This window comes from Brevundimonas basaltis, from assembly GCF_014202075.1.
Lineage (GTDB): Bacteria > Pseudomonadota > Alphaproteobacteria > Caulobacterales > Caulobacteraceae > Brevundimonas > Brevundimonas basaltis.
Genome location: NZ_JACHFZ010000002.1, coordinates 62,892 through 83,997 on the forward strand (window position 1 = coordinate 62,892; position 21,106 = coordinate 83,997).

At 68.4% G+C, this 21,106-nt stretch carries 22 protein-coding genes; 9 read left to right on the forward strand and 13 right to left on the reverse strand.

The genetic code is table 11. From position 1 onward, the window contains the following. Window positions 1-7 precede the first annotated feature (7 nt). From HNQ67_RS04750 to HNQ67_RS04785, 8 genes are all read right to left on the reverse strand, one after another. Window positions 8-409, reverse strand: a complete 402-nt coding sequence (locus tag HNQ67_RS04750) for a hypothetical protein (protein ID WP_183252912.1) — start codon at window positions 407-409, stop codon at window positions 8-10. Next, complete coding sequence (pheS, locus tag HNQ67_RS04755; RefSeq protein WP_183252914.1) at window positions 409-1,485, reverse strand: phenylalanine--tRNA ligase subunit alpha; 1,077 nt, start codon at window positions 1,483-1,485, stop codon at window positions 409-411. The genes HNQ67_RS04750 and pheS overlap by 1 nt, the downstream gene beginning before the upstream one ends. Window positions 1,486-1,574: 89 nt before the next feature. Continuing rightward, window positions 1,575-1,934 (reverse strand): 50S ribosomal protein L20, encoded by a 360-nt coding sequence (gene rplT / locus HNQ67_RS04760; protein WP_183252916.1) that lies wholly within the window; start codon window positions 1,932-1,934, stop codon window positions 1,575-1,577. 106 nt (window positions 1,935-2,040) lie between these two features. After that, a complete protein-coding gene (gene rpmI, locus HNQ67_RS04765; protein ID WP_183252918.1) occupies window positions 2,041-2,238 on the reverse strand; it encodes a 50S ribosomal protein L35 in 198 nt (65 codons plus the stop codon). A gap of 163 nt (window positions 2,239-2,401) precedes the next feature. Then, window positions 2,402-4,339 carry an alpha/beta hydrolase family protein gene (locus HNQ67_RS04770; protein ID WP_183252920.1) on the reverse strand — a complete coding sequence of 646 codons (1,938 nt, stop codon included), beginning with the start codon at window positions 4,337-4,339 and terminating at the stop codon, window positions 2,402-2,404. A 76-nt stretch (window positions 4,340-4,415) separates the two neighbouring features. After that, window positions 4,416-5,666 (reverse strand): MFS transporter, encoded by a 1,251-nt coding sequence (locus HNQ67_RS04775; protein ID WP_183252922.1) that lies wholly within the window; start codon window positions 5,664-5,666, stop codon window positions 4,416-4,418. 133 nt (window positions 5,667-5,799) lie between these two features. Further along, complete coding sequence (gene infC, locus HNQ67_RS04780) at window positions 5,800-6,321, reverse strand: translation initiation factor IF-3 (RefSeq protein ID WP_183252923.1); 522 nt, start codon at window positions 6,319-6,321, stop codon at window positions 5,800-5,802. Window positions 6,322-6,441: 120 nt separating this feature from the next. Further along, complete coding sequence (locus HNQ67_RS04785; protein ID WP_183252925.1) at window positions 6,442-7,401, reverse strand: glycosyltransferase family 9 protein; 960 nt, start codon at window positions 7,399-7,401, stop codon at window positions 6,442-6,444. Between the two features lie 71 nt (window positions 7,402-7,472). Between HNQ67_RS04785 and HNQ67_RS04790 the strand changes: the two genes are divergently transcribed. Together HNQ67_RS04790 and HNQ67_RS04795 are read left to right on the forward strand one after the other, a co-directional pair. Further along, window positions 7,473-8,237, forward strand: a complete 765-nt coding sequence (locus HNQ67_RS04790) for an alpha/beta fold hydrolase (protein WP_183252927.1) — start codon at window positions 7,473-7,475, stop codon at window positions 8,235-8,237. A 14-nt stretch (window positions 8,238-8,251) separates the two neighbouring features. Then, entirely contained in the window at window positions 8,252-8,476 is a 225-nt protein-coding gene (locus HNQ67_RS04795) for a hypothetical protein (RefSeq protein WP_183252929.1), read from the forward strand. 38 nt (window positions 8,477-8,514) lie between these two features. Here the strand turns inward: HNQ67_RS04795 and galU are convergent, their stop codons facing one another. Both galU and glmS read right to left on the reverse strand, forming a co-directional pair. Continuing rightward, window positions 8,515-9,393: a UTP--glucose-1-phosphate uridylyltransferase GalU gene (galU, locus tag HNQ67_RS04800; RefSeq protein WP_183252931.1), complete on the reverse strand. Its 879-nt coding sequence runs from the start codon at window positions 9,391-9,393 to the stop codon at window positions 8,515-8,517. A gap of 55 nt (window positions 9,394-9,448) precedes the next feature. Then, the gene (gene glmS / locus HNQ67_RS04805; RefSeq protein ID WP_183252934.1) at window positions 9,449-11,263 is read right to left on the reverse strand and encodes a glutamine--fructose-6-phosphate transaminase (isomerizing); all 1,815 of its coding nucleotides are present in this window, start codon (window positions 11,261-11,263) and stop codon (window positions 9,449-9,451) included. A gap of 172 nt (window positions 11,264-11,435) precedes the next feature. Here glmS and glmM point away from each other — a divergent pair, with 172 nt between their 5' ends. Continuing rightward, window positions 11,436-12,785, forward strand: coding sequence for a phosphoglucosamine mutase (glmM, locus tag HNQ67_RS04810; RefSeq protein WP_183252936.1), 1,350 nt, complete (start codon window positions 11,436-11,438; stop codon window positions 12,783-12,785). Here the strand turns inward: glmM and HNQ67_RS04815 are convergent. Continuing rightward, window positions 12,782-13,099: an ArsR/SmtB family transcription factor gene (locus HNQ67_RS04815; protein ID WP_246347460.1), complete on the reverse strand. Its 318-nt coding sequence runs from the start codon at window positions 13,097-13,099 to the stop codon at window positions 12,782-12,784. The genes glmM and HNQ67_RS04815 overlap by 4 nt on opposite strands. Before the next feature lie 56 nt (window positions 13,100-13,155). On the opposite strand from HNQ67_RS04815, the gene HNQ67_RS04820 reads away from it, so the two are divergent. Together HNQ67_RS04820 and HNQ67_RS04825 are read left to right on the forward strand one after the other, a co-directional pair. Beyond that, a complete protein-coding gene (locus HNQ67_RS04820) occupies window positions 13,156-13,635 on the forward strand; it encodes an SRPBCC domain-containing protein (protein WP_183252939.1) in 480 nt (159 codons plus the stop codon). A gap of 66 nt (window positions 13,636-13,701) precedes the next feature. Further along, window positions 13,702-14,745 (forward strand): YeiH family protein, encoded by a 1,044-nt coding sequence (locus tag HNQ67_RS04825; protein ID WP_183252941.1) that lies wholly within the window; start codon window positions 13,702-13,704, stop codon window positions 14,743-14,745. Between the two features lie 292 nt (window positions 14,746-15,037). Here the strand turns inward: HNQ67_RS04825 and HNQ67_RS04830 are convergent, their stop codons facing one another. Beyond that, window positions 15,038-16,537, reverse strand: a complete 1,500-nt coding sequence (locus HNQ67_RS04830) for a phosphomannomutase/phosphoglucomutase (RefSeq protein WP_183252943.1) — start codon at window positions 16,535-16,537, stop codon at window positions 15,038-15,040. Between the two features lie 188 nt (window positions 16,538-16,725). On the opposite strand from HNQ67_RS04830, the gene gpmA reads away from it, so the two are divergent. The 3 genes from gpmA to HNQ67_RS04845 all read left to right on the forward strand — a co-directional run bounded on the left by gpmA (window position 16,726) and on the right by HNQ67_RS04845 (window position 19,420). Continuing rightward, entirely contained in the window at window positions 16,726-17,445 is a 720-nt protein-coding gene (gene gpmA / locus HNQ67_RS04835; protein ID WP_183252944.1) for a 2,3-diphosphoglycerate-dependent phosphoglycerate mutase, read from the forward strand. A gap of 3 nt (window positions 17,446-17,448) precedes the next feature. Then, on the forward strand, window positions 17,449-18,087 hold the full coding sequence (locus tag HNQ67_RS04840; RefSeq protein WP_183252946.1) for a bifunctional diaminohydroxyphosphoribosylaminopyrimidine deaminase/5-amino-6-(5-phosphoribosylamino)uracil reductase RibD: 639 nt from the start codon (window positions 17,449-17,451) through the stop codon (window positions 18,085-18,087). A gap of 64 nt (window positions 18,088-18,151) precedes the next feature. Further along, window positions 18,152-19,420: a pentapeptide repeat-containing protein gene (locus tag HNQ67_RS04845; RefSeq protein WP_183252948.1), complete on the forward strand. Its 1,269-nt coding sequence runs from the start codon at window positions 18,152-18,154 to the stop codon at window positions 19,418-19,420. Between the two features lie 58 nt (window positions 19,421-19,478). Here the strand turns inward: HNQ67_RS04845 and HNQ67_RS04850 are convergent, their stop codons facing one another. After that, a complete protein-coding gene (locus HNQ67_RS04850) occupies window positions 19,479-19,946 on the reverse strand; it encodes an Hsp20 family protein (RefSeq protein ID WP_183252950.1) in 468 nt (155 codons plus the stop codon). A 275-nt stretch (window positions 19,947-20,221) separates the two neighbouring features. On the opposite strand from HNQ67_RS04850, the gene HNQ67_RS04855 reads away from it, so the two are divergent. Further along, window positions 20,222-21,049, forward strand: a complete 828-nt coding sequence (locus tag HNQ67_RS04855) for a class I SAM-dependent methyltransferase (protein ID WP_183252951.1) — start codon at window positions 20,222-20,224, stop codon at window positions 21,047-21,049. The last annotated feature ends 57 nt before the right edge of the window (window positions 21,050-21,106 follow it).

A 21,106-nucleotide genomic window follows, 5' to 3' on the forward strand; every position in this document is an offset into this window, starting at 1 on the left:
TCTGTGGCTATCCGGCGGAGGCGACCTGGTCGACCAGCATCTGCAGCAGGTCGTCGCTTCCGGTGATGCCGAGGGTGTGGAACTGGCAGTTCCTGAAAGTGCAGTTGCGCACCGGCACGGCGCCGATGGCCCGCTGGCCGCTCATCGGGCGGAACAGGATGTTGCGCAGGTCGCCGCCGGTCGGGCCGAAATTGACGCCCTCGAAATGCGTGCCTTCGAGTACCAGCATCACCGCCGGCCCCTCGATGAAGCAGTCGCTGAAGGTGCGGCCCTCGAGGATCGCCCCGCCGCCGTTCTGAATATTGGCGCGGTACAGATCAAACAGGGCGAAATGGCCGCCGCTGATCTCGGTCGCCAGGGGGTCGACCTCGCGCTGCTCCGCGGATCTGGTGGGTGTCGGTTCAGCCATCAGGACAATCCGCTTGCAGGGTTGGGCGCCGCGAAGGCGGAGAAGCCGTAGTGGGCCAGCCACCGGGTGTCGCCCTCGAACATCGGGCGCAGGTCGGGGATGCCGTATTTCAGCATGGCGAGCCGGTCGACGCCCATGCCGAAGGCGAAACCCTGATACTCGTCCGGATCGATGCCGCAGTTCCTCAGCACGTTCGGGTGGACCATGCCGCAGCCGAGAATCTCCATCCAGCTGTCGCCCTGGTTCAGCTTCAGCTCACCGCCGGAGCGGTCGCAGCGGATGTCCATCTCGGCCGAGGGTTCGGTGAACGGGAAATGGTGCGGCCGGAATCGGGCGTCGATATCGTCGACCTCGAAGAAGCGGGCGACGAAGGTTTCCAGCGTCCACTTCAAATGGCCCATGTGCACGCCGCGGTCGATGACCAGACCCTCGACCTGATGGAACATTGGCGTGTGGGTAGCGTCGCTGTCCTTCCGGAAGGTGCGGCCCGGGGCGATGATCCGGATCGGCGGCTTCTGGGTCATCATGGTCCGCACCTGCACCGGGCTGGTGTGGGTGCGCAGCACCTTGCGCTCGCCGGTCCCGGGATCGGGCGTCAGAAAGAAGGTGTCGTGCATCTCCCGCGCCGGATGCTTGGGCGGGAAGTTCAGGGCGGTGAAATTGTGGAAGTCGTCCTCGATGTCCGGCCCTTCAGCCACCGCGAAACCCATGTCGGCGAAAAGGGCGATCATCTCGTCCATGACCTGCATGGTCGGATGGACCGAGCCCTTGCGGCGCGGTCGCGGCGGCAGGGTCAGGTCGACGTGCTCGGCCTTCAACCGGGCGTCGAGTTCCGCGGCTTCCAGCTCGGCCTTGCGGGCGGCCAGGGCCGCCTGCACCCGGTCGCGCAGTCCGTTGATCACCGGGCCCCGCTCGCGCCGTTCGTCGGGACTCATCGCCCCCATACCCTTGAGCAGCCCCGAGATCGAACCCGACTTGCCCAGGGCCGACACGCGCAATTCCTCGACCGCTGCGGCGGTTTCCGCGCCGCCGATGGCGTTGATCAAATCGAGTTCAAGCTGGGCGAGGTCTGTCATGTCGGCTTTCGTCTAGCGGCTAAGGCGCAAGGCAAAAAGCCCCCCGGCATGACCGGAGGGCTTTTGCGTCTTCCGTCGCCGGAAAAAGCTTAAGCGGCCTTCAGCGCGCCGCGGACCTTGTCGGCGATCGCCTTGAAGGCGGCTTCGTCGGCGGCCATGGCGGCGAGGACCTTGCGGTCCAGCTCGATGCCGGCCTGGCCGAGGCCGTGGATGAACTGGCTGTAGGTGAAGCCTTCCAGACGCGCGGCGGCGTTGATGCGCTGGATCCACAGGGCGCGGAAGTTGCGCTTCTTGGTGCGGCGGTCGCGGTAGGCGTACTGCCCGGCGCGGTCGACCGCGGCCTTGGCGGTGCGGATGGTGTTCTTGCGGCGGCCGTAGAAGCCCTTCGCCTGCTTCAGAACCTTCTTGTGCTTGGCGTGGGACGTAACGCCCCTTTTGACGCGAGCCATGATGTTTTCCTTCGGATGTCCCTACCGCTCGGCCTGCGGGGCCTCGCTGCTTGAGGGACGATGTTCAAATTCGATGCGGTGGATCAGGTCGTGGTGCGGCGCGCCCTCAGGCGTACGGCATGTAGGACTTGATCTTCTTGGCGTCGGCGTCGGCCATCACCTGGGTGCCGCGGTTCTGGCGGATGTATTTGCTGTTGTGGCTGATCAAGCGGTGCCGCTTGCCCGCCACGCCGGCTTTCACCTTGCCAGTCGCCGTGAATTTGAAGCGCTTCTTGGCGCCCGACTTCGTCTTCAGTTTCGGCATTTTCACTCTCGTTTTGAGTGGGCTACCGCCGATCGGCTACTTGAGCCCATGGGGAAGGTAGACCCTGATTGAGAACCGCCCAGGCATGCCTGTTCGCCCGGCGGTTCGGTACGCGAAGGCGCGGCTTCTAGTCGAAGCGGGCCCCGATGGCAAGAGAAACGCCTCAGCGCGGCGGATTGTGCGCTTCGAGGAATTCGATGGTCTCGGTCAGCATCCGCCGGCGGGTGGCCGGGAAGGTCAGGTAGTGATCCTCGCCGTCCAGCGCGACCAGTTCCACGTCCTTGCCGGCGCGGCGCATGGCGCGCTCCATGATCGTGCTTTGTTCGAACGGCACGACGGTGTCATCGCGGCCGTGGATCAACAACACAGGGCCCTTGATCCTCGACACCAGCTGGGCCGGCGAGCGCTCGGCCAGCGAGGGATCGCTCTCGCTGGTGACGCCCATGAAGCGCTGCCAGTAACGCAGACCTTCATTAAACCGCGAGCGACCGCCCTGACGGCGTTCGACCGTAAGGAACTCCGTCAGATCGGAGATGCCCGCGACCGAAACGGCGCAGCGATAGACGTCTTCGTCGATCGTCATGCCCGCCAGCGCCGCATAGCCGCCGTAGCTTGCGCCCACGATGCAGACGCGGGACGGGTCGATCATCCCGGCGTCGGCCAGATATTTGACGCCGTCGGCCAGGTCGCTCTGCATCTTGCGGCCCCACTCCCCGTAGCCGGCCTCCAGCAGCGGCACGCCCAAGCCCTCGGAGCCCCGGAACTGCGGCTGCAGCACGGCATAGCCGCGCGCGGCCAGCGCCTGGGCCCACCAATCGAAGCCGGCTTCGTCGCGCGCCGCCGGACCGCCGTGAGGCAGGACGATCAGCGGCAGATTGCGCGCCTCCCGGCCAGTCGGCTTGGTCAGGTAGGCTATGAGGTCGAGCCCATCCTCCGCCTGATAGCGGATTGCGCTGACCTCGGCGACGTCGGCCGCGGCCAACCCGGGGTACTCGCGCCCGATCAGATTGACGCTCTGCCGCTCTGCATCGAACAGATAGACCGAACCCGGCTCTCCAGCCCCTTCGGCACGGAACACCATCACGCTGAGATCGTCGTCGCCATCGGTCAGGAACAGTTCGCGCCCCGCCAGACCCTGCACCAACCGGTCCCAGTTGGCCTGGTGGACGGGATCGAACAGGCTGTAGGAGCGGGTCAGTCCCTGGCGGGCGATCCCGACCATGTGGCCGGCGCCGTCGCGGACGATACTGTCCGCGCCGATGTTGTCGTGCTGCATAACCTCGGAGCCGTCGGCGAGACTGATCTCAACCAGCACCGGGCCGTCTTCCCGATCTTCGCTTAGCAGGACCGTCTCGTCGCTGCGTCCGAAGCCGAGGATGGCGGGGCGGTCCAGCAGGGAGCGGCGGGACAGTAGTTCGGTCCAGTTGCCGCCCCGGCGAGCCAGCAACCGCCACGAGCCGGACGTCGAGTTATAGGTGGTGCGCGCCAGGATTTCGCCGTCCGGCCGGATGACATAGCTGCTCGTATCCTCCGCCCCGGTCTGGTGCAGACGTCCACGGCCGTCGTCCAGATCGACCCGGTAGACATCGTAGGTGTAGGCGTTCTTCTCGACGGTGATCGTCCGCAGATACAGCACCGGCTGTCCACGATATGTGCCGACGGTCGCCGGGCCGAAGCTCGCGGTCAGGATGCCGCGGTCGGCGCTGCGCAGAGCCCGGGCTACCCGCCGGGTGCGGACATTGACGATGTCCAGCTGCACATAGTCTTGAACCGTGGTCGTGTAGGCCAGCTTTTCCTGCACCGTGCTCTGGATCACCACATGGTCGGGTGACGCCCAGAACACCCCGCGGGCGACGCGATCGCTGATGTCGATGGTGACGAGAGCCTCTCCCGTCCGGGCCTGGGCGACGACGGTGTCGCCATCGGGACTGCGGCGGATATAGGCCAAGGTCGAGCCGTCGGGAGAGACGGAGACGCTCTCGATCGCGGGCATCGCGGCGTAGGCCTCGATGGGCGCCGGCTGCGCCTGGGCCGCGACCGACCCGCCAAGGAATGTCGCCGAGGCGGCCGCCACGGCGATGCAGAGATTACGAACGGACAAGGCAGCGCCCCCACTGTTGACTGGCGCAACCCTAAGGGCCTCCGCTCACAGAGCCAAGCGTCAAACGCGAGCTTGTCTATTCGGCCGCCTGCAGCGCCGGCGATTGCTGGCGGAGGCGAAACGCCCGGCCGGCGTTGATCGCCATGACCGCCGCCGGAATCGTCAGGGCGGCGCCGATCAGGAAGGGCCAGTCGTGCCCCACGCCGGAGAAGACTGCTCCCGCCGCAATCGGGCCGAAGATGCGGGCGCTTGAACTGGCGGCCATATTCAGCCCCAGCATGGCGCCCTGCCGATCGGGATCGACCGAGCGCGAGATCAGGGCGGAGATATTGGGCATGGTGATCGCCATGCCGAAGGCGCTGAAGGCCATGATGACCGGCACCAGGAAGTCCTGAGCGGGCAGCAGGCGGCTGGCCACGACCTGCCCGGCCAGCCCCGTCCCGAAGATCAGACAGCCGGCGGCCAGCACCCGCGCCTCGCCGAAGCGGCGGGCCAGACGACCGGCCAGCAACCCCTGTCCAACCACCGACACCACGCCCACGGCCATGAAGGCCAACCCGACCTCGCGCGCGCCCCAGCCGTAGCGGGCCTCGGTCCAGAAGCCGAAGGTCGACTCCATGCCCGAGAAACCCGCCATGTAGATCAGGGTCACCAGCAGCACGCGGGACACCACCGGATTGGCCACGGCGTCGTGTACGCCGCCGAGGAAGGGCGGGCGCGGCGCGGCCGGATCGGCGGCGGCCCGGCTCTCCTTCAGCAGCACGACGATGCCCAGCGCGGCCAACAGGCACAGCCCGGCCGCGACAAAGATGGGCAGCTGGTACCCCAGCGCGCCGAGGTCAGGCCGGGTCAGAATTCCCCCCAGCCCGGGGCCGAAGATGAAGCCGAGTCCGAAGGCTGCTCCGATCAGCCCCATCCGCCCGGCGCGCAGTTCCGGCGGGGTCACGTCGGCGACATAGCCCTGAACGGTCGAGATGTTGCCGGCTCCGAGCCCGGTGAACAGCCGCACCGCGATGGCCAGCCAGATGTTCGGGACGAAGGCCAGGGCCAGATAGCCGGCGGCGTTGGCCAGCACCGTCATCAGCAGCACCGGCTTGCGCCCGATCCGGTCCGACAGCCGGCCCCAGAACGGCTCCGCCACGAACTGGCCGAGCGAATAGGCCGAGAACATCATCGCCACCTGCCACGGCGGCGCATCCAGGGTCTGACCGTAGAAGGGCAGCAACGGAATGACGATGCCGAAGCCGACCAGATTGATGAACACCACCCCGAACAGGACCGCGAGGGCCGATCTCGTGGGTTTGGAAGCGGCGGGCGTCAGGGTCACGGCGGCTGTCCGGGCGGCGGAGGCGCGATCTGTCCGTCAGTCGGCCATCGCACGCAAGGGACCACGTCGCCGCAAACGAAAAACGCCCCGGCCAGGGCGGCCGGGGCGTTCGGTATTCGATCGGATCGAGTGCCTATCTCGGAGCCAGGATCATGATCATCTGACGGCCTTCCATGCGCGGCGCATATTCGACCTTGGCGACCTCGTCAAAGTCGGCCTGGACCTTGTTGAGCAGCTTCATGCCCAGCTCCGGGTGGGCCATCTCGCGGCCGCGGAAGCGCAGCGTCACCTTGACCTTGTCACCTTCGTCGAAGAAGCGGTGCATGGCCTTGGCCTTCACCTCGTAATCGTGGGTGTCGATGTTCGGCCGGAGCTTGATTTCCTTCAGCTCAACGACCTTCTGGCGCTTGCGCGCCTCGGCCTTCTTCTTCTGCTCCTGGAAGCGGAATTTGCCGTAGTCCAAAATCTTGCAGACCGGGGGCTCCGACGTGGAGACGATCTGAACCAGGTCCATGCCGGCCTCTTCGGCGGCCTCCAGCGCGGCGGACGTGGGCATGACGCCCTGCTTTTCGCCGTTCTGGTCGATCAGCAGAACGCGCGGCGCGCGGATATCCTGGTTCATGGGCGGCCCGTCCTTGACGGGCGGCTGGTTCATCGGACGGCGAATGGGCGTCGTTTCCTTGCAAGTGGACGAAATCGGTTGGCATGAGGGAGCGCGCCATGGATCGCGGCGTTCCCCTCAAGCGGCCCTATATGACCGCGAACGCCCGGTTCTTCAAGGTTTGGCGGCGGTCTGGGCGCCGATGAAGGCGTCGTGCAGGTTCAGCACCCCCTCGAAAACGTGCTCGACCGTCAGCGCTTCGATCGGCGCGAACTCGCCGCGCGTCTCGTTGGAGGCCACGGTGCGGGTCTTCGGTCCCCACGGGCCGTACAGCCACCATTCGGTTGGGCCGAACAGGCCCAGCGTCGGCCGGCCGGCGGCGGCGGCTACGTGCATCAGGCCGGAATCGTTGCCGACGAACAGGGCCGCCCGGTCGATCGCCGCCGCCGAGGCGAGGATGTCGCCCTTGCCGACGAAATCGATGCCCCGCATCCCCGCCGCCGCCAGCGCCGGCGCGGCGGGCGGATGGTCGCCCGGACCGCCGACCAGCATAAAGCGCCAGCCGTCGAAGCGCGGCTCCGCCTTCAGTTTTTCAACCAGCGCGCCCCACCGGTCCGCCGGCCAGCTCTTGCCCGGCTGGTGCGCGATCGGGGCCAGGGCGAGGATCGGGCCGGGGGCGGTCTCCAGCTGCGGATCGATGACCGCCGCCGCCTGGCGCCGGGCCTGATCGTCGATGAACAGTTCGGGTTCCAGGGTTTGCGCCGCCTGCATCAGGCGGGTGACGATCTCCACCTTCGGCGCGCCGGTCTCCAGACCCCGGTGATAGACCCGCCGCCTGTTCGCCCGAACCTGAAACGCCAGCGCCGAGCCGCGGATGTCGACGACCATGTCCCAGCGGGTCCGCCACACCTGTTTCCACAGGTCGATCCAGTGTCCGGCGAACTTCTTCTTGTCGAGGATGATGACCCGCTCGACCCCCGGCGCAGACCGGAAGAAGGGCGCGGGCGGACGGCCGCAGGCGACGGTGATCCGGGCCCCGGGCAGCTGGCGGCCGATCTCGCGGATCACCCCCGAGGAGATGACGCAGTCGCCGATGCGGTTGGAGGTGACGAACAGGACCCTGGGTTCGGACACGCGGATTGGCCTTCGCTTCGCTTGCGGTCGTTCGCTATCAGTCCCGAACCGATTGCGCGAGAGGGACGCCGATGGACGACGTGGAACAGCTGGCCCGGCCGGACGGGGAACACCTGGCCCTGAAGCGGGTGCACGGCTCCGGCTCGACCGTGGTCTGGATCGGCGGCTTCCGCTCGGACATGGAAGGGACCAAGGCGCTGGCTCTTGATGTCGCGGCGCGCGAGCGCGGCTGGAACTATGTCCGCTACGACCATTTCGCCCATGGTCGATCGTCCGGCGACTGGCGTCAGGCCACCATCGGCCGCTGGCGCGAAGACGCCATCGCCCTGATCGACAGCCTCGACGGCCCGGTCGTGCCGGTCGGCTCGTCGATGGGCGGCTGGGTCGCCCTGCTGCTGGCCCTCGCCCGGCCGGACAGGCTGGCCGGGCTGGTGCTGGTCAATCCGGCCCCGGATTTCACCGAGGACCTGATGTGGCCCGGCCTCGCCGACCACGAGCGCCAGGCGATCCTGCGCGAGGGCGAGACCCTCGTGGTCGAGGAAGGGATCGGCGAATACGTCCTGACCCGCCGCATGTTCGAGGAGGCGCGCGACTGGCTGATGCTGCGCGGTCCCCTGCCCGTCGCGGCGCCCGTCCACATCCTGCAGGGCAGGGCCGACGACGTGGTGCCGTGGCGTCGCCAGACGGCCCTGATCGAACGACTGACCGGGGGCGACGTCACCCTGGACCTGGTGGAAGGCGGCGACCACCGCCTGTCCTCGCCAGCCGATCTTGACCGCCTGATCGAGGCCGTTGAACGGAACCGGCGCTCAGGCTCTATAGTATCCCAGGCTTAACCAGGAGCTACGCCATGCGTGCCGTCCTTTTCGCCGCCCCCGCCGCCCTCGCCGTCGCCCTGTCGGCCTGCGCCTCGGGTATGGGCGAGTCCCGCTACGAGACCGAACTGCAACGACTCAACGCCGACTGTCAGGCCCGCGGCGGAATCCTGTCGCCGACCGGCCGGCAGAGTGGTCAGCCGGCCCTGGACAACGTCTGCAAGGTCACCGGCCAGGCCTCGACCCGCACCGGCGGCTGACGGGTCAGGGCCAGTCCGCGATCGCGGATCGGACTTGTCTAGAGCAGCGCGGATATGGCCGCGCGGGCCTGATCGCCGAGGTCCGGCCGCTTCAGGGCCAGGGCGACATTGGCGCGCAGCAGGCCGATCTTGTCGCCGCAGTCGTGGGTCACGCCCTCATATTCGACGGCGGTGAAGGTCTGGTCCGACATCAGCCGGGCCATGCCGTCGGTCAACTGGATCTCGCCCCCAGCCCCGCGCGGCTGGGTCTCGAGAATTTCGAAGATCTCCGGCTGCAGGATGTAGCGTCCGGAGATTGACAGGTTCGACGGCGCCTCGCCGCGCGGCGGCTTCTCGACCATCCCCTTCATGCGGATGCGGCGACCGTCGCGGGCGTCCGGATCGACGATGCCGTATTTGTGGGTCTCGCTGTCCGGCACCTGCTCGACGCCGATGACATTGCCCCCGGTCTCGGCATAGACCTCGGCCAGCTGCTTCAGCGCGCCCGGCTGGCCGTCGACGATGACGTCCGGCAGGATCACCGCAAAGGGCTCGTCGCCGATGATGTCGCGGGCGCACCAGACCGCGTGGCCCAGCCCCTTGGGCTGCATCTGGCGGGTGAAACTCATCTCCCCGGCCCGGGCCAACTCGGCGTTCATCATCTCGAGAATGTCGATCTTGCCCTTGGCCTCGAGCTGGGCCTCCAGCTCGATCTGGTGATCGAAATAGTCCTCGATCGCCCCCTTCGACCGCCCGGTGACGAAAACGATGTGTTCTATCCCCGCCTCGCGCGCTTCTTCGACGATGTAACTCAGGATCGGCCGGTCGACGACGTTCAGCAGTTCCTTGGGGGTGGTCTTGGTGCCGGGCAGCACCCGGGTGCCGAGACCGGCGACGGGCAGGACGGCCTTGCGGAGGCGGCGGGTCTGATCGGTCATGCGGTATCCTGAACGGCGGGGTCGGCCAGCCTAACGCATATCCGGCCGGATGCGATCACTCGACGGTGACAGACTTGGCCAGATTGCGCGGCTGGTCGACGTCCGTGCCCTTCTGGACGGCCACGTAATAGGCCAGCAGCTGCACCGGCACGGCATAGACCAGCGGCGCGATCAGCGAGTGGCACTCGGGCGCGTCGACCCGGCGGATGCCGGCGCCGTGCGGATCGGGGGCCGACGTCGGAGCGATCATGATCACCGGCCCGCCGCGCGCCGCCACCTCCTGCAGGTTGGAGGCCGTCTTCTCGAACACATCGTCCAGCGGGGCCAGGGCGATGGTCGGCGTCTCCTCGTCAATCAGGGCGATCGGCCCGTGCTTCAGCTCGCCGGCGGCGTAGCCCTCGGCGTGGATATAGCTGATCTCTTTCAGTTTCAGCGCCCCCTCCATGGCCAGCGGGAACATCGCCCCGCGGCCGAGGAACAGTACGTCCGTGGCCTTCGCCACATCGGCCGCCACCGCCTTCAGGTCGTCCTCCATCAGCATCGCCGCGGCGATCAGACGGGGCGCCTCGAACAGCGCCTTGACCAGTTCGGCCTCGCGCGCGGCGTCGATGCGGCCGCGCTGCACCCCCGCCGCCACCGCCAGCGCCAGCAGGGCCGCGACCTGGGCGGTGAAGGCCTTGGTCGAGGCCACGCCGATCTCCGGACCGGCATGGGTCGGCCACAGCGTTTCCGCCTCGCGCGCCATCGACGAGGAATGCACATTGACCAGCGCAGCCGTCTTCAGCCCCGCGGCCTTGCACCACGACAGGCTGGCCAGGGTGTCGGCCGTCTCACCCGACTGGCTGACCGCCACGGCGAGGGTCCCCGGGCTCAGCGCGGGCTGGCGATAGCGGAATTCCGAAGCGATCTCGACGTCGCACGGCAGGCCGGCCAGCTTCTCAAACGCATAGCGCCCGATCTGGCCGGCGTAGAAGGCGGTGCCGCAGGCCACGATCTGAATGCGGTCGACGGCGGCGAAGTCGGTCGGCCCCGTCTTGGCCTTGCCGTTCACGAAATCGAGGTATTCGGACAGGGTGTGCTGCACGCTGTCGGGCTGCTCATGGATCTCCTTCTCCATGAAGTGGCGGTACTCGCCCTTCTCGACCAGGGCCGAAGAGGCCGAGACCTGCACCACCGGTCGATCAACCGCCCCGCCGTCCACGTCGAACATGCGCGCGCCCGATCGGTCGATGCCGACGTAGTCGCCTTCTTCCAGATAGGAGATCTGGGTCGTGAAAGGCCCGACCGCCAGCGCGTCCGAGCCGAGATACATTTCGCCCTCGCCCCATCCGACCACCAGCGGGCTGCCCCGCCGGGCGCCCATGATCAGCCCCTCTTCGCCCTCGATCAGCACGGCCAGCGCATAGGCCCCGGTCAGCCGGTCCAGCACCGTCTTGAAGGCGACCAGCGGATCGTTGGTGGTGGTCAGCGCCTCGTCGATGGCGTGAGCGACGACCTCCGTATCGGTCTGGCTTTCGAAGGTCCGCCCGGCGGCCTCCAGCTCGGCCTTCAACTCGGCGAAATTCTCGATAATGCCGTTGTGGACCAGCGTCACCCGTCCCGCCTTGTGCGGGTGGGCGTTGATCTCGGTCGGCGCGCCATGGGTCGCCCAGCGCGTGTGACCGATGCCGACGGTGGCCTCCAGCGGGTCGGCGGCCAGAACAGCCTCCAGCTCGCGGATCTTCCCCTTGGCCCGGCGTCGCTCGATCCGGCCGTCGACCAGCGCCGCTACGCCGGCCGAGTCATAGCCCCGGTATTCCAGCCGCTTCAGGCTGTCGATCAGTCGGGGAACGGCCGGGCCGGTCCCGGTCACGCCGATGATGCCGCACATGAAAAGACCCTCGGAAAGTGCTCGCCCGCGCTTTGCGCGGGGCCTCTGGACGGTCTAAGCCGACCGTGACTGTGATCGCCGGTTTAGGCGACACGGCTCGGGAATTGCACCTGAAAAGCGGTTTCGCAACGTTTCTGCGCGACACCGCCAACGGACACGAGGAAGACGACACTTGGGCGAGCGACGCTATTTCGGCACCGACGGCATCCGCGGCCGCGCCAACAGCCATCCGATGACGGCCGAGGTGGCCCTGCGCGTCGGCCTCGCCGCCGGCCGCCTGTTCATGTCCGCCGACGACCGCCGCCACCTGGTGGTGATCGGCAAGGACACCCGCCTTTCGGGCTACATGATCGAGCCGGCCCTCGTCGCCGGCTTCTCGGCCGCCGGCATGGACGTGCGCACCTTCGGCCCCCTGCCGACGCCGGGCGTGGCCATGATGACCCGCTCGATGCGCGCCGACATCGGGGTGATGATCTCGGCCTCGCACAACTCCTATCTGGACAACGGCATCAAGCTGTTCGGCCCCGACGGCTACAAGCTCTCGGACTCGGTCGAGCTGAAGATCGAGTCGATGATGGATCAGGCCCTCGGCGCCGATCTGGCCGCCCCCGACGCTCTGGGCCGGGTCAAGCGCATCGACGACAGCCAGGCCCGCTATGTCGAGGTCGCCAAGGCCAGCTTTCCCAAGCGGCTCAGCCTTCAGGGCCTGCGCATCGCCGTGGATTGCGCCAACGGGGCCGGCTACAAGGTCGCCCCAACCGCCCTCTATGAATTGGGCGCCGAGGTCTGCGCCGTCGGCGTCGAACCGAACGGGCTGAACATCAACGCCGAGTGCGGCTCGACCCATCCCGAGACCCTCGCCGAAGCGGTGCGCACCTACCGCGCCGACATCGGCATCGCCCTCGACGGCGACGCCGACCGGCTGATCATCTGCGACGAGAAGGGGCAGGTCGTCGACGGCGACCAGATCATGGCCATGGTGGCGCTCGACTGGGCGAAGCGCGGCCACCTGAAAGGCGGCGGACTCGTCGCCACGGTCATGTCCAACCTCGGCCTCGAGCGCCGGCTGCAGGCCGAGGGTCTGACGCTGGAGCGGACCCGGGTCGGCGACCGCTACGTCATGGAGCGGATGCGCGAGGGCGGCTTCAACCTCGGCGGCGAACAGTCCGGCCACATCATCCTGCACGACTACGCCACTACCGGCGACGGCCTGATGTCGGCCCTGCAGGTGCTCGCCGTGCTGGTCGACAGCGGCAAGCCGATGAGCGAGCTGGCCAGACAGTTCGAAAAGGTTCCGCAGAAGCTCGAGAACGTCCGCTACAAGGCCGGCAAGCCCTTGGAGGACGCCAAGGTCAAGGCCGCCATCGCCGAGGCCGAGGCCCGCCTCGCCGGCCAGGGCCGTCTGCTGGTCCGCCCCTCGGGAACCGAGAAGCTGATCCGCGTCATGGCCGAGGGCGACGACGCCGGACTGGTCAGGTCAGTGGTCGCGGATGTGGCCGCGGCGGTGAAGGCTGCGGGCTAAACTTCTACCCGGTCTTTCAGATCCGCCAGCATGGCCACGGCGCCGCGGGCGTAGGGCGCGATCCAGCGGTCGTGCACGGCTTTGATCGGCATGGCGTTGAGATGGTTCCAGCGCTCGCGCCCCTCGCGTCGGACAAGGATCAGACCGGCCGCTTCGAGGATTTTCAGATGCTGCATCACCGTGCAGCGGTCCAGGGCGCGCTCCGCCTCGCACAGTTGTCCGGTCGTGCGCGGCCCGTCCTTCATCGCATCGAGCAGTCGCCGCCGGACCGGATTGGCCAAGGCCTTGAAAACACTGTCCAGATCGTCATCCATTGACATGTTATGTTTCTATAACATATAACGCCGGCGGGCAACCATGGAGATGGACGATGGAGCTCAAATTTGAAGTCTCGACCCGCATCGGGCGGCCCGTGCATGACGTGTTCGAGGCGGTCGCCGATCCAGCCAGACTGTCCGCCTATTTCACCACCGGCGGCGCCGTCGGCCGGCTGGAGACGGGCGCCACCGTCCAGTGGGAGTTCGCGGAGTTTCCCGGGGCCTTCCCGGTCGAGGTGGTCGAGGTGGTTCAGGACGAGCGCATCGTTCTGCGCTGGGCGGCCAGCGAAGGAGCGTCGGAGGACGGCGAGCCGGCCGTGGACGCGGACTATCTGACAACGGTGACGATGACCTTCCAGCCCTTGGATGACGGGGCCCGCACCCTCGTCCGCATCGCGGAGGAAGGTTGGCGGCAGACCCCGGCCGGTCTCAAGGCCTCCTATGGAAACTGCATGGGCTGGTCGCAGATGCTGTCGGCGCTGAAGGCCAGCGTCGAGTATGGCGTCAATCTCAGGACCGGCGCCTATCGCTAGGGCGGTCGCCCGGACCGCCTTCACCTCGCCATGGCGCCCGCCGCCGGACCGTAGCAGTCTGCCGGGATGATTCTCGCCCGCCGGTCCGGCGTCCAGTCCCTGATCCCCGGCCTTCTGGCCTGCGCCGCCGTGGCCGTGGCCGCGGTGGCCGTGCAGGCCCTGGAGGTGCGGCTGTTGGGGCGCGGCTGGATCGACGCCATCGTGCTGGCCATCCTGATCGGGGCCGCCGTCCGCACGCTGTGGACGCCCCCGGCCTCGATCCGACCCGGAATAGAATTCAGCGCCCGCACCGTGCTGGAGATCGCCGTGGTCCTGCTCGGCGCCTCGGTCAGCGCGGCCACGGTGATGGCCATCGGTCCCGGCCTGCTGGTCGGCACGGCGCTGGTCGTCGTGGTCGCCGTAGCGGTCAGTTACGGCATCGGCCGGCTGCTGCGCCTGCCCCGGCAGATGGCGGCGCTCATCGCCTGCGGCAACGCCATCTGCGGCAACTCGGCCATCGCCGCCGTGGCCCCGGTGATCGACGCCGACGCCAAGGATGTCTCGGCCGCCATCGCCTTCACGGCCGTGCTCGGCGTGGTCGTGGTCCTGACCCTGCCCCTGCTTGGCGCCCTGCTGCAGATGAGCGGCGTCCAGTACGGCGTGCTGGCCGGCCTGACCGTCTACGCCGTGCCCCAGGTGCTGGCCGCCACCCTGCCTGTCGGCGCGGTGGCGGCGCAGGCGGGGACCCTGATCAAACTGGTCCGGGTGCTGATGCTTGGCCCGGTCTGCCTCGCCCTGGCGCTGATCGTCGCCCTGCGCGGGCGGGGAGCGGACGCCGCCGACGCCCCGCCGCGCCGCGTGCCGCTCGGCCACCTGCTGCCGTGGTTCATCGTCGGCTTCCTGCTGTTGATGGGTGCGCGGTCCCTGGGCCTGATCCCGGCCACCGTCCTGCCCGCCCTGGGCTGGCTGACCACCGCCCTGACCGTGCTGGCCATGGCCGCCCTCGGGCTCAGCACCGACGCCCGCGCCGTGGCCCGCTCCGGCCCCCGCATAGTCGCCGTCGTCACCCTGTCGCTGCTGGCCCTGATTGGTCTGGCGCTCGGCCTGATCTACCTTCTGGCTTTGGTCTGACCCCGACCGCCGGACCCGGTCGTCCGATACCCTGCCATCCCGGCCAATCCCGGTCAGACCCTGTCATCCCGGGCGCCGGCCGTGCTCCGGGCCGCGAGGCATGCGTCCGCGTCTGACGTATCGCCGTGCTTCACTGTCGTCGTCCACACGGGACCGGTCTTTGACAGTCAACCGCCGCCGTTTCCGCCCCAGGATGCGGCTCCGTTCAGCCCTTGAGGCGACCCGACGCCCGGTCTGCCGCGTGCACGAAAGTGTCGGGATGACAGGGTTTTGCGATTATTCATCGCCCCGGTCAGATTTCCTGATTGTAGGCGCCGATCTCGCCGTACTTCGCCAGCCGCGGTTTCACCTCGTCGCGGAACAGGGCGCGCATGTCGCCCTCCGACCGCATGCTCTCGACCACGACGACCAGCTCGGGCTTGTTCGACGAAGCCCGCACCAGCACCCACGACCCGTCTTCGAGGTGCACCCGCACCCCGTTGACGGTGATCGCCTCGACGATCTTGCGTCCGAGGATTTCGCCGCCGGCGTCGGCCAGCGCCTGGTACTCGGCGACGATCCGCTCCAGCACCTCGTATTTCAGCTCGTCGTCGCAGTGCGGCGACATGGTCAGGCTGGTCCAGGCGTCCGGCAGGGCCTGCTTGAGGTCAGAGAGCTTCTTGCCTGGATTGCGGTCCAGCATGGCCAGGATCGCCCCCGCCGCCACGATGCCGTCGTCATAGCCGTGGCCAAGCGGGGCGTTGAAGAAGAAATGGCCCGACTTCTCGAACCCGGCCAGCGCGCCCAACTCCGCCGTCTTGCGCTTGATGTAGCTGTGCCCCGTCTTCCAGTAGACGGTCTCGGCCCCGTTGGCCTTGAGCACGGCATCGGTCTTGTACAGGCCGGTCGATTTCACATCGACGACGAAGGTCGCGTCCGTATGCAGGGCCGACAGGTCGCGGGCCAGCATCAGGCCGATCTTGTCGGCGAAGATCTCCTCGCCCGTATCGTCGACCACGCCGCAGCGGTCGCCGTCGCCGTCGAAGCCCAGCGCCACATCGGCCCCGGTGTCCCGGACCTTCTGGGCCATCTGCGACAGCATGGCGTGGTCCTCGGGGTTCGGATTGTATTTGGGGAAGGTGTAGTCGAGCTCGACGTCCATCTCGATGACCTCGGCCCCCATCCGGCGCAGGGCTTCCGGCGCGAAGGCCCCCGCCGTGCCGTTGCCGCAGGCCGCCACCACCTTGATCGGCCGCGTCAGCTTCGTCTTCGCCACGATGTCGGCGATGTAGCGTTCGCGGAAGTCGTCGACCCGGGTCAGCTTGCCGCCGTCGCGGGCGACGCCCTCGCCGTTCAGCACGATATCCTTCAGCCGCCCGATCTCGTCGGGGCCGAAGGTCAGCGGCGGCTGGGCCCCCATCTTGACCCCGGTCCAGCCGTTCTCGTTGTGGCTGGCGGTGACCATGGCCACGCAGGGGCAGTCCAGCTCGAACTGGGCGAAATAGGCCATCGGCGACAGGGCCAGGCCGATGTCGACCACCTCCATGCCGCCCTCCAGCAGGCCCACGATCAACGCCTGTTTCACGCTCAGCGAATACGACCGGTAGTCGTGGCCGACGACGATGCGGGGCCGCTGGCCGATTTCGTGGACATAGGTCGCCAGGCCGAGACCGAGCGCCTGGATGCCCAGCAGGTTGATCTCCTTCTCGAGGATCCAGCGCGCGTCGTACTCGCGGAAGCCTGTGGGCTTCACCAGCGGCACGGTCTCGTAGTCGGCGGTGTTGGGGCGGAGATCGGAACGGGGTTTCAGCATGGGTCCTCGGCGTACGGTCGGGCGATGCGGACGGGTCCCGGCCACGGCCACGCTTCTAGCCCCCGGTCCCGCCGCGCCGCAACAACGCGTCAGGTCGGGGATCGGTCCCGGGGAACCCGGCGCGGGCGTCAAAGCTTGACCCTTCCGGACCCCCGGCCTACCCCGAGCCGACGTTACCGGAGACCTGAATGCCCCGCCTCATCCTGCTGCGCCACGGCCAGAGCCAGTGGAACCTCGAGAACCGCTTCACCGGCTGGGTCGACGTCGACCTGACCGCCGAGGGCGAGGCCCAGGCCCGGCGCGGCGGCGAACTGATCGCCGAGGCCGGTTTCACGCCCGACGTGATCTTCACCTCTGTCCTCACGCGAGCCAAGCGTACCGGCGCCCTGGCCATGGACTCGGCGGGGATCAAGGATACGCCGGTGGTCGAGGATTGGCGCCTGAACGAGCGCCACTACGGCGGTCTGACCGGGCTGAACAAGGCCGAGACCGCCGCCAAACACGGCGAGGACCAGGTCCGCATCTGGCGCCGCAGCTACGACGTCCCGCCCCCGCCGCTGGCCCCCGGCGGCGAGTTCGACTTCGCCTCCGACCCCCGCTACGCCGGTCAGGAAATTCCGGACACCGAGAGCCTGAAGATCACCCTGGAGCGGGTCCTGCCGTACTGGAACTCGGCCATCGCTCCGCGCCTGAAAGCGGGCGAGGACGTGTTGATCGCCGCCCACGGCAACTCGCTGCGGGCCATCGTCAAACATCTATTCGCGGTGCCCGACGACCGCATCGTCGGCGTCGAAATCCCGACCGGCAATCCGCTGGATATCACCCTCGACGCCGACCTGACGCCAACCGCCGCCCGCTATCTGGACGAGGCCCGGGCCTCCGACCTGCCGCCCCTGCCGGGAGCCTGAGCCATGAGCGACGCGAAGCAGGCCTCCGACGACATCCGTTTCATGGGGCGGGCCATCGCCCTGGCCAAGGCGCAGATGGGCCAGACCTGGCCCAATCCGGCGGTCGCCTGCGTCATCGTCCGGGACGGCGAGACCGTCGCCGAGGCCGCCACCGCGCCCGGCGGCCGCCCCCACGCCGAAGAGCAGGCCGTGCCCGCCGCCGGCGACAAGGCCAGGGGCGCCACCGCCTATGTCACCATGGAGCCGTGCGGGGCCCGCTCTTCCGGCCGCACCTCCTGCTCAAACTTCCTGATGGACGCCGGTGTCGCCCGGGTCGTGGTTGCCGCCGTCGATCCCTCCCCCTTCGCCTCCGGCCGCGGCGTCGAACGGCTGCGCAAGGCCGGGCTGGAGGTCGAAACCGGCCTCCTCGCCCAGGACGCGGCCGTGCTCTACGAGGGCTATCTTCACCGCGTCGAAACCGGCCGGCCCCTGGTCCGCATCAGCGAGACCGGCGAGGGCTTCGACGCCCGCTTCGCCGCCTCGCCCAAGGCCGACCTGACTACCGAACTGAAACGGCTCGGCGAGGCCGGCTACACGCGCGTCTGGGTCAGCCCCGGCGAGCTCGCCGACGCCCTTGCGGAGCAGGGCCTGCTGACCGCCTGACCGCCGCGCTGAACACGGTAAACGTTTCAGGCTTCCTTAAGCGCTGGTGTGCCATAGCGGGACCATGTCGGGAACCGCCCCCTCCGCCGCCAGAAGGCGCATCGATCAGCAGGAGCTGGACGCCATCTGCGCCCGGCATGATCGGCTGTGGCAGGCCAAGCCCGGAGGCGCCCGCGCCGTCTTCGCCTGGCTCGATCTCTCGGGCCTGTCGCTGGCCGGCCGCAACCTCGCCGACGCCGACTTCGCCGCAGCCTGTCTGATCGAAACAGACCTGACCGGGGCGCGGCTGGATAACGCCACCTTCTTCGGCGCTGACATGCAGGACGTGATCCTCGTCGACGCCAGCATGCGGCGGGCTGACCTGCGCGGCGCCTGCCTGCGCGGCGCGAACCTCACCGGGGCCGACCTGTTCGAGGCCGACCTGCGCGAAGGCACCATCGCCGCCGCCGACTCCAAGCTGGGCTTCCGCGTCGTCGAGGCCAGGGCGCGAAACGACACCCAGGCCAGCGGAGCCTGCCTCGTGGGCGCCAATCTCGAGCGCTCCAAGCTGACCGGCATCGTCGCCGTCGCGGCCGACTTCTCCGACGCCATCATGAAGGACTGCAAGCTGGTGCGCGCCAATTTGAAACAGGCCAGCTTCCGGGGCGCCGACATGGCCGGGGCCGACCTGTCGGGCGCCGACCTGTCCGGGGCCGACCTGAGCGACGCCGTGCTGGTCGGCGCCAAGATGGCCATGTGGCGGACGGACGGGGCGAACATGACCCGGGTTCTGACCGACGATCGCTACGTCGGCAATCCGGTCGACAGGATGCCGGCTGCTGAAATGCTGTCCGAGCACGCCCGCTGGTGCGAGATGGAGGGCGCAGCCGGCCAGCCCTCGGTGTTCGACGGGGTCGACCTGCGCGCCCTGCGGTCGATCACCGGCTACAATCTGACCGCCCTCTCGGCCAAGGGCGCGGTCTTCTACGGCCTCAACATGGAGGGCGTGCAGCTCCAGGGCGCCCACCTCGAGGACGCCGACCTGCGCTCCGTCAATCTGAAGGGCGCCGACCTGCGTGGGGCCCGGCTGGCGCGGGCCCGGCTCAACGGCGCGGATCTGCGGGAGGCCCAACTCGGGCCGCTGATGATCGCGCAGGACCGTCTGCTGCCAGCGGACCTGACAGGCGCCTGCCTGAAGGGCGCGGACCTCTCGGGCGCTGACCTGAAGCGCGCCAACCTGACCGGGGCCGACCTGACCCGGGCCACCCTGCGCGGGGCCTGCCTGCGCCAGGCCGATCTGACGGGAACGATCACCACAGCCGCCCGGGGCCTCAAGATCGACGCCGCCGCCTGACGCGAAAAGGGGCGACGCGAACGCCGCCCCTCCCAGCTTTGCACAGTCGGACAGGCGGCTACGCTGCCGCCTTGCCCTTCTTGCCCTCGATCAGCTTCGAACCGCCACCGATCTCGATGCGGCGCGGCTTCAGCGCTTCCGGAAGCTCGCGCTCCAGATCGATTGACAGCAGGCCGTTGACCAGGTCAGCGGTCTTCACCACCACATAGTCAGCCAGCTGGAACCGACGCTCGAAGTCGCGTTCGGCCAGACCGCGGTGCAAGAAATTCCGCCCGTTTCCGTCGTCGTTGGCGGTCTTGCGGCCGGTGACGGTGAGCAGGTTTTCCTTGACCTCGATATTCAGCTCGTCCGGCTTGAAACCGGCGACGGCGATCTCGATGCGATAAGCGTTCTCGCCCGTGGTTTCGATGTTGTAGGGCGGCCAACCGTTTTCCTGGCTGGTCCGCGCGGCGCTTTCCAGCAGGCCGGCCAGTCGGTCGAAACCGACGGCGGAACGGTAGAGCGGGGTGAAATCATAAGTACGCATGTCATCCTCCTGAGGATCAGCAAGGTTGAGCCGCCCCTGCGTTTTCGGCCCGGGACGGCGGTGGGAGATCAGCCCCGACGGCCCTATCTCGGCCCCGTCAGGTCTGGAGGACCCGGTATCGGCGTCCTCGGTCATGGATTTTGGGAGTCCTATCGGCGCCGTCAAGGGTGCGACCGCACCTTCGGCGCTTCATTCTGTCGCCGCAGAGGCTTCATGGCTTGCCCGGCGCGTCCGAAGTCCGCAGGGTCCGGCTCTTCACCTCCCGGAGACGACCGATGCGATTTATCGCCCTCGCCCTGACCACCGCGCTCGCCCTGCCGTCGCTGGCTGTCGCCCAGATGCACCCATCCCTCCCCGCCCTCGACGAGACGCCGGCCCAGCGCAGCGCCCGCCGCGCCGCCATGACCCCGCCGGTGTTGCAGGAAGACGCCGCCCTGCAGGCGGCGGTAGCTTCGCCGTCTCGCCCGGCCGAGGATGTCGCGCGCGACGTCTACCGGCGACCGTTCGAGACCTTGACCTTCTGGGGCCTGACGCCGGGCTCTACGGTGATCGAGATCGAGCCGGGCCGGGCCGGCTGGTGGCGGAACATCCTCGAGCCCTACGCGGCGGCGACCGGCGGGACCTACGTCCCGGTCAACCGCCCTCTGGAAGGCATGGGAGTCGCCGACGGAACCGCGGACATGGTCGTGGTCGCCCGCGCCTTCCACAACTGGCACCGCGCCGGTCGGACGGAGCCCTACCTCGCCGCCTTCTTCAAGGCCCTGAAACCCGGCGGCGTACTGGCCGTCGAACAGCATCGCAGCGTCGACGGCCTCCACCCGGACGAGACCGCGCCGACCGGCTATATGCCCGAGAGCCACATCATCCAGGCGGCGCGGGCTGCCGGGTTCGAGCTCGACGCCCGCAGCGAACTGAACGCCAATCCCGCCGACGATCGCGCCCACCCCTACGGCGTCTGGACCCTCCCGCCGGTTCGCGTCAGCGCCCCGCGCGACGGCAACGCCATCGATCGGCCGACCCCGCTCACGGACGCCGAACGCGCCGCCTTCGACGCCATTGGCGAGAGCGACCGGATGACCCTTCGTTTCCGCAAGCCAGGCTGATGCACAGGGCTTCCGCATCGGCTTTGACCGGTCTGGGGAACAAGGTTAAGCCCTCGT

Coding starts and splice junctions, on each gene's coding strand:
- HNQ67_RS04855 (WP_183252951.1), top strand. CDS start 20,222: ATGCGATTTATCGCCCTCGCCCTGACCACCGCGCTCGCCCTGCCGTCG.
- HNQ67_RS04830 (WP_183252943.1), bottom strand. CDS start 16,537: ATGCTGAAACCCCGTTCCGATCTCCGCCCCAACACCGCCGACTACGAG.
- glmS (WP_183252934.1), bottom strand. CDS start 11,263: ATGTGCGGCATCATCGGCGTGACCGGGACCGGCCCGGCCGTTCCCCGA.
- HNQ67_RS04825 (WP_183252941.1), top strand. CDS start 13,702: ATGATTCTCGCCCGCCGGTCCGGCGTCCAGTCCCTGATCCCCGGCCTT.
- pheS (WP_183252914.1), bottom strand. CDS start 1,485: ATGACAGACCTCGCCCAGCTTGAACTCGATTTGATCAACGCCATCGGC.
- rpmI (WP_183252918.1), bottom strand. CDS start 2,238: ATGCCGAAACTGAAGACGAAGTCGGGCGCCAAGAAGCGCTTCAAATTC.
- rplT (WP_183252916.1), bottom strand. CDS start 1,934: ATGGCTCGCGTCAAAAGGGGCGTTACGTCCCACGCCAAGCACAAGAAG.
- HNQ67_RS04750 (WP_183252912.1), bottom strand. CDS start 409: ATGGCTGAACCGACACCCACCAGATCCGCGGAGCAGCGCGAGGTCGAC.
- HNQ67_RS04840 (WP_183252946.1), top strand. CDS start 17,449: ATGAGCGACGCGAAGCAGGCCTCCGACGACATCCGTTTCATGGGGCGG.
- HNQ67_RS04795 (WP_183252929.1), top strand. CDS start 8,252: ATGCGTGCCGTCCTTTTCGCCGCCCCCGCCGCCCTCGCCGTCGCCCTG.
- galU (WP_183252931.1), bottom strand. CDS start 9,393: ATGACCGATCAGACCCGCCGCCTCCGCAAGGCCGTCCTGCCCGTCGCC.
- HNQ67_RS04850 (WP_183252950.1), bottom strand. CDS start 19,946: ATGCGTACTTATGATTTCACCCCGCTCTACCGTTCCGCCGTCGGTTTC.
- HNQ67_RS04790 (WP_183252927.1), top strand. CDS start 7,473: ATGGACGACGTGGAACAGCTGGCCCGGCCGGACGGGGAACACCTGGCC.
- HNQ67_RS04815 (WP_246347460.1), bottom strand. CDS start 13,099: ATGGATGACGATCTGGACAGTGTTTTCAAGGCCTTGGCCAATCCGGTC.
- infC (WP_183252923.1), bottom strand. CDS start 6,321: ATGAACCAGCCGCCCGTCAAGGACGGGCCGCCCATGAACCAGGATATC.
- HNQ67_RS04845 (WP_183252948.1), top strand. CDS start 18,152: ATGTCGGGAACCGCCCCCTCCGCCGCCAGAAGGCGCATCGATCAGCAG.
- HNQ67_RS04820 (WP_183252939.1), top strand. CDS start 13,156: ATGGAGCTCAAATTTGAAGTCTCGACCCGCATCGGGCGGCCCGTGCAT.
- gpmA (WP_183252944.1), top strand. CDS start 16,726: ATGCCCCGCCTCATCCTGCTGCGCCACGGCCAGAGCCAGTGGAACCTC.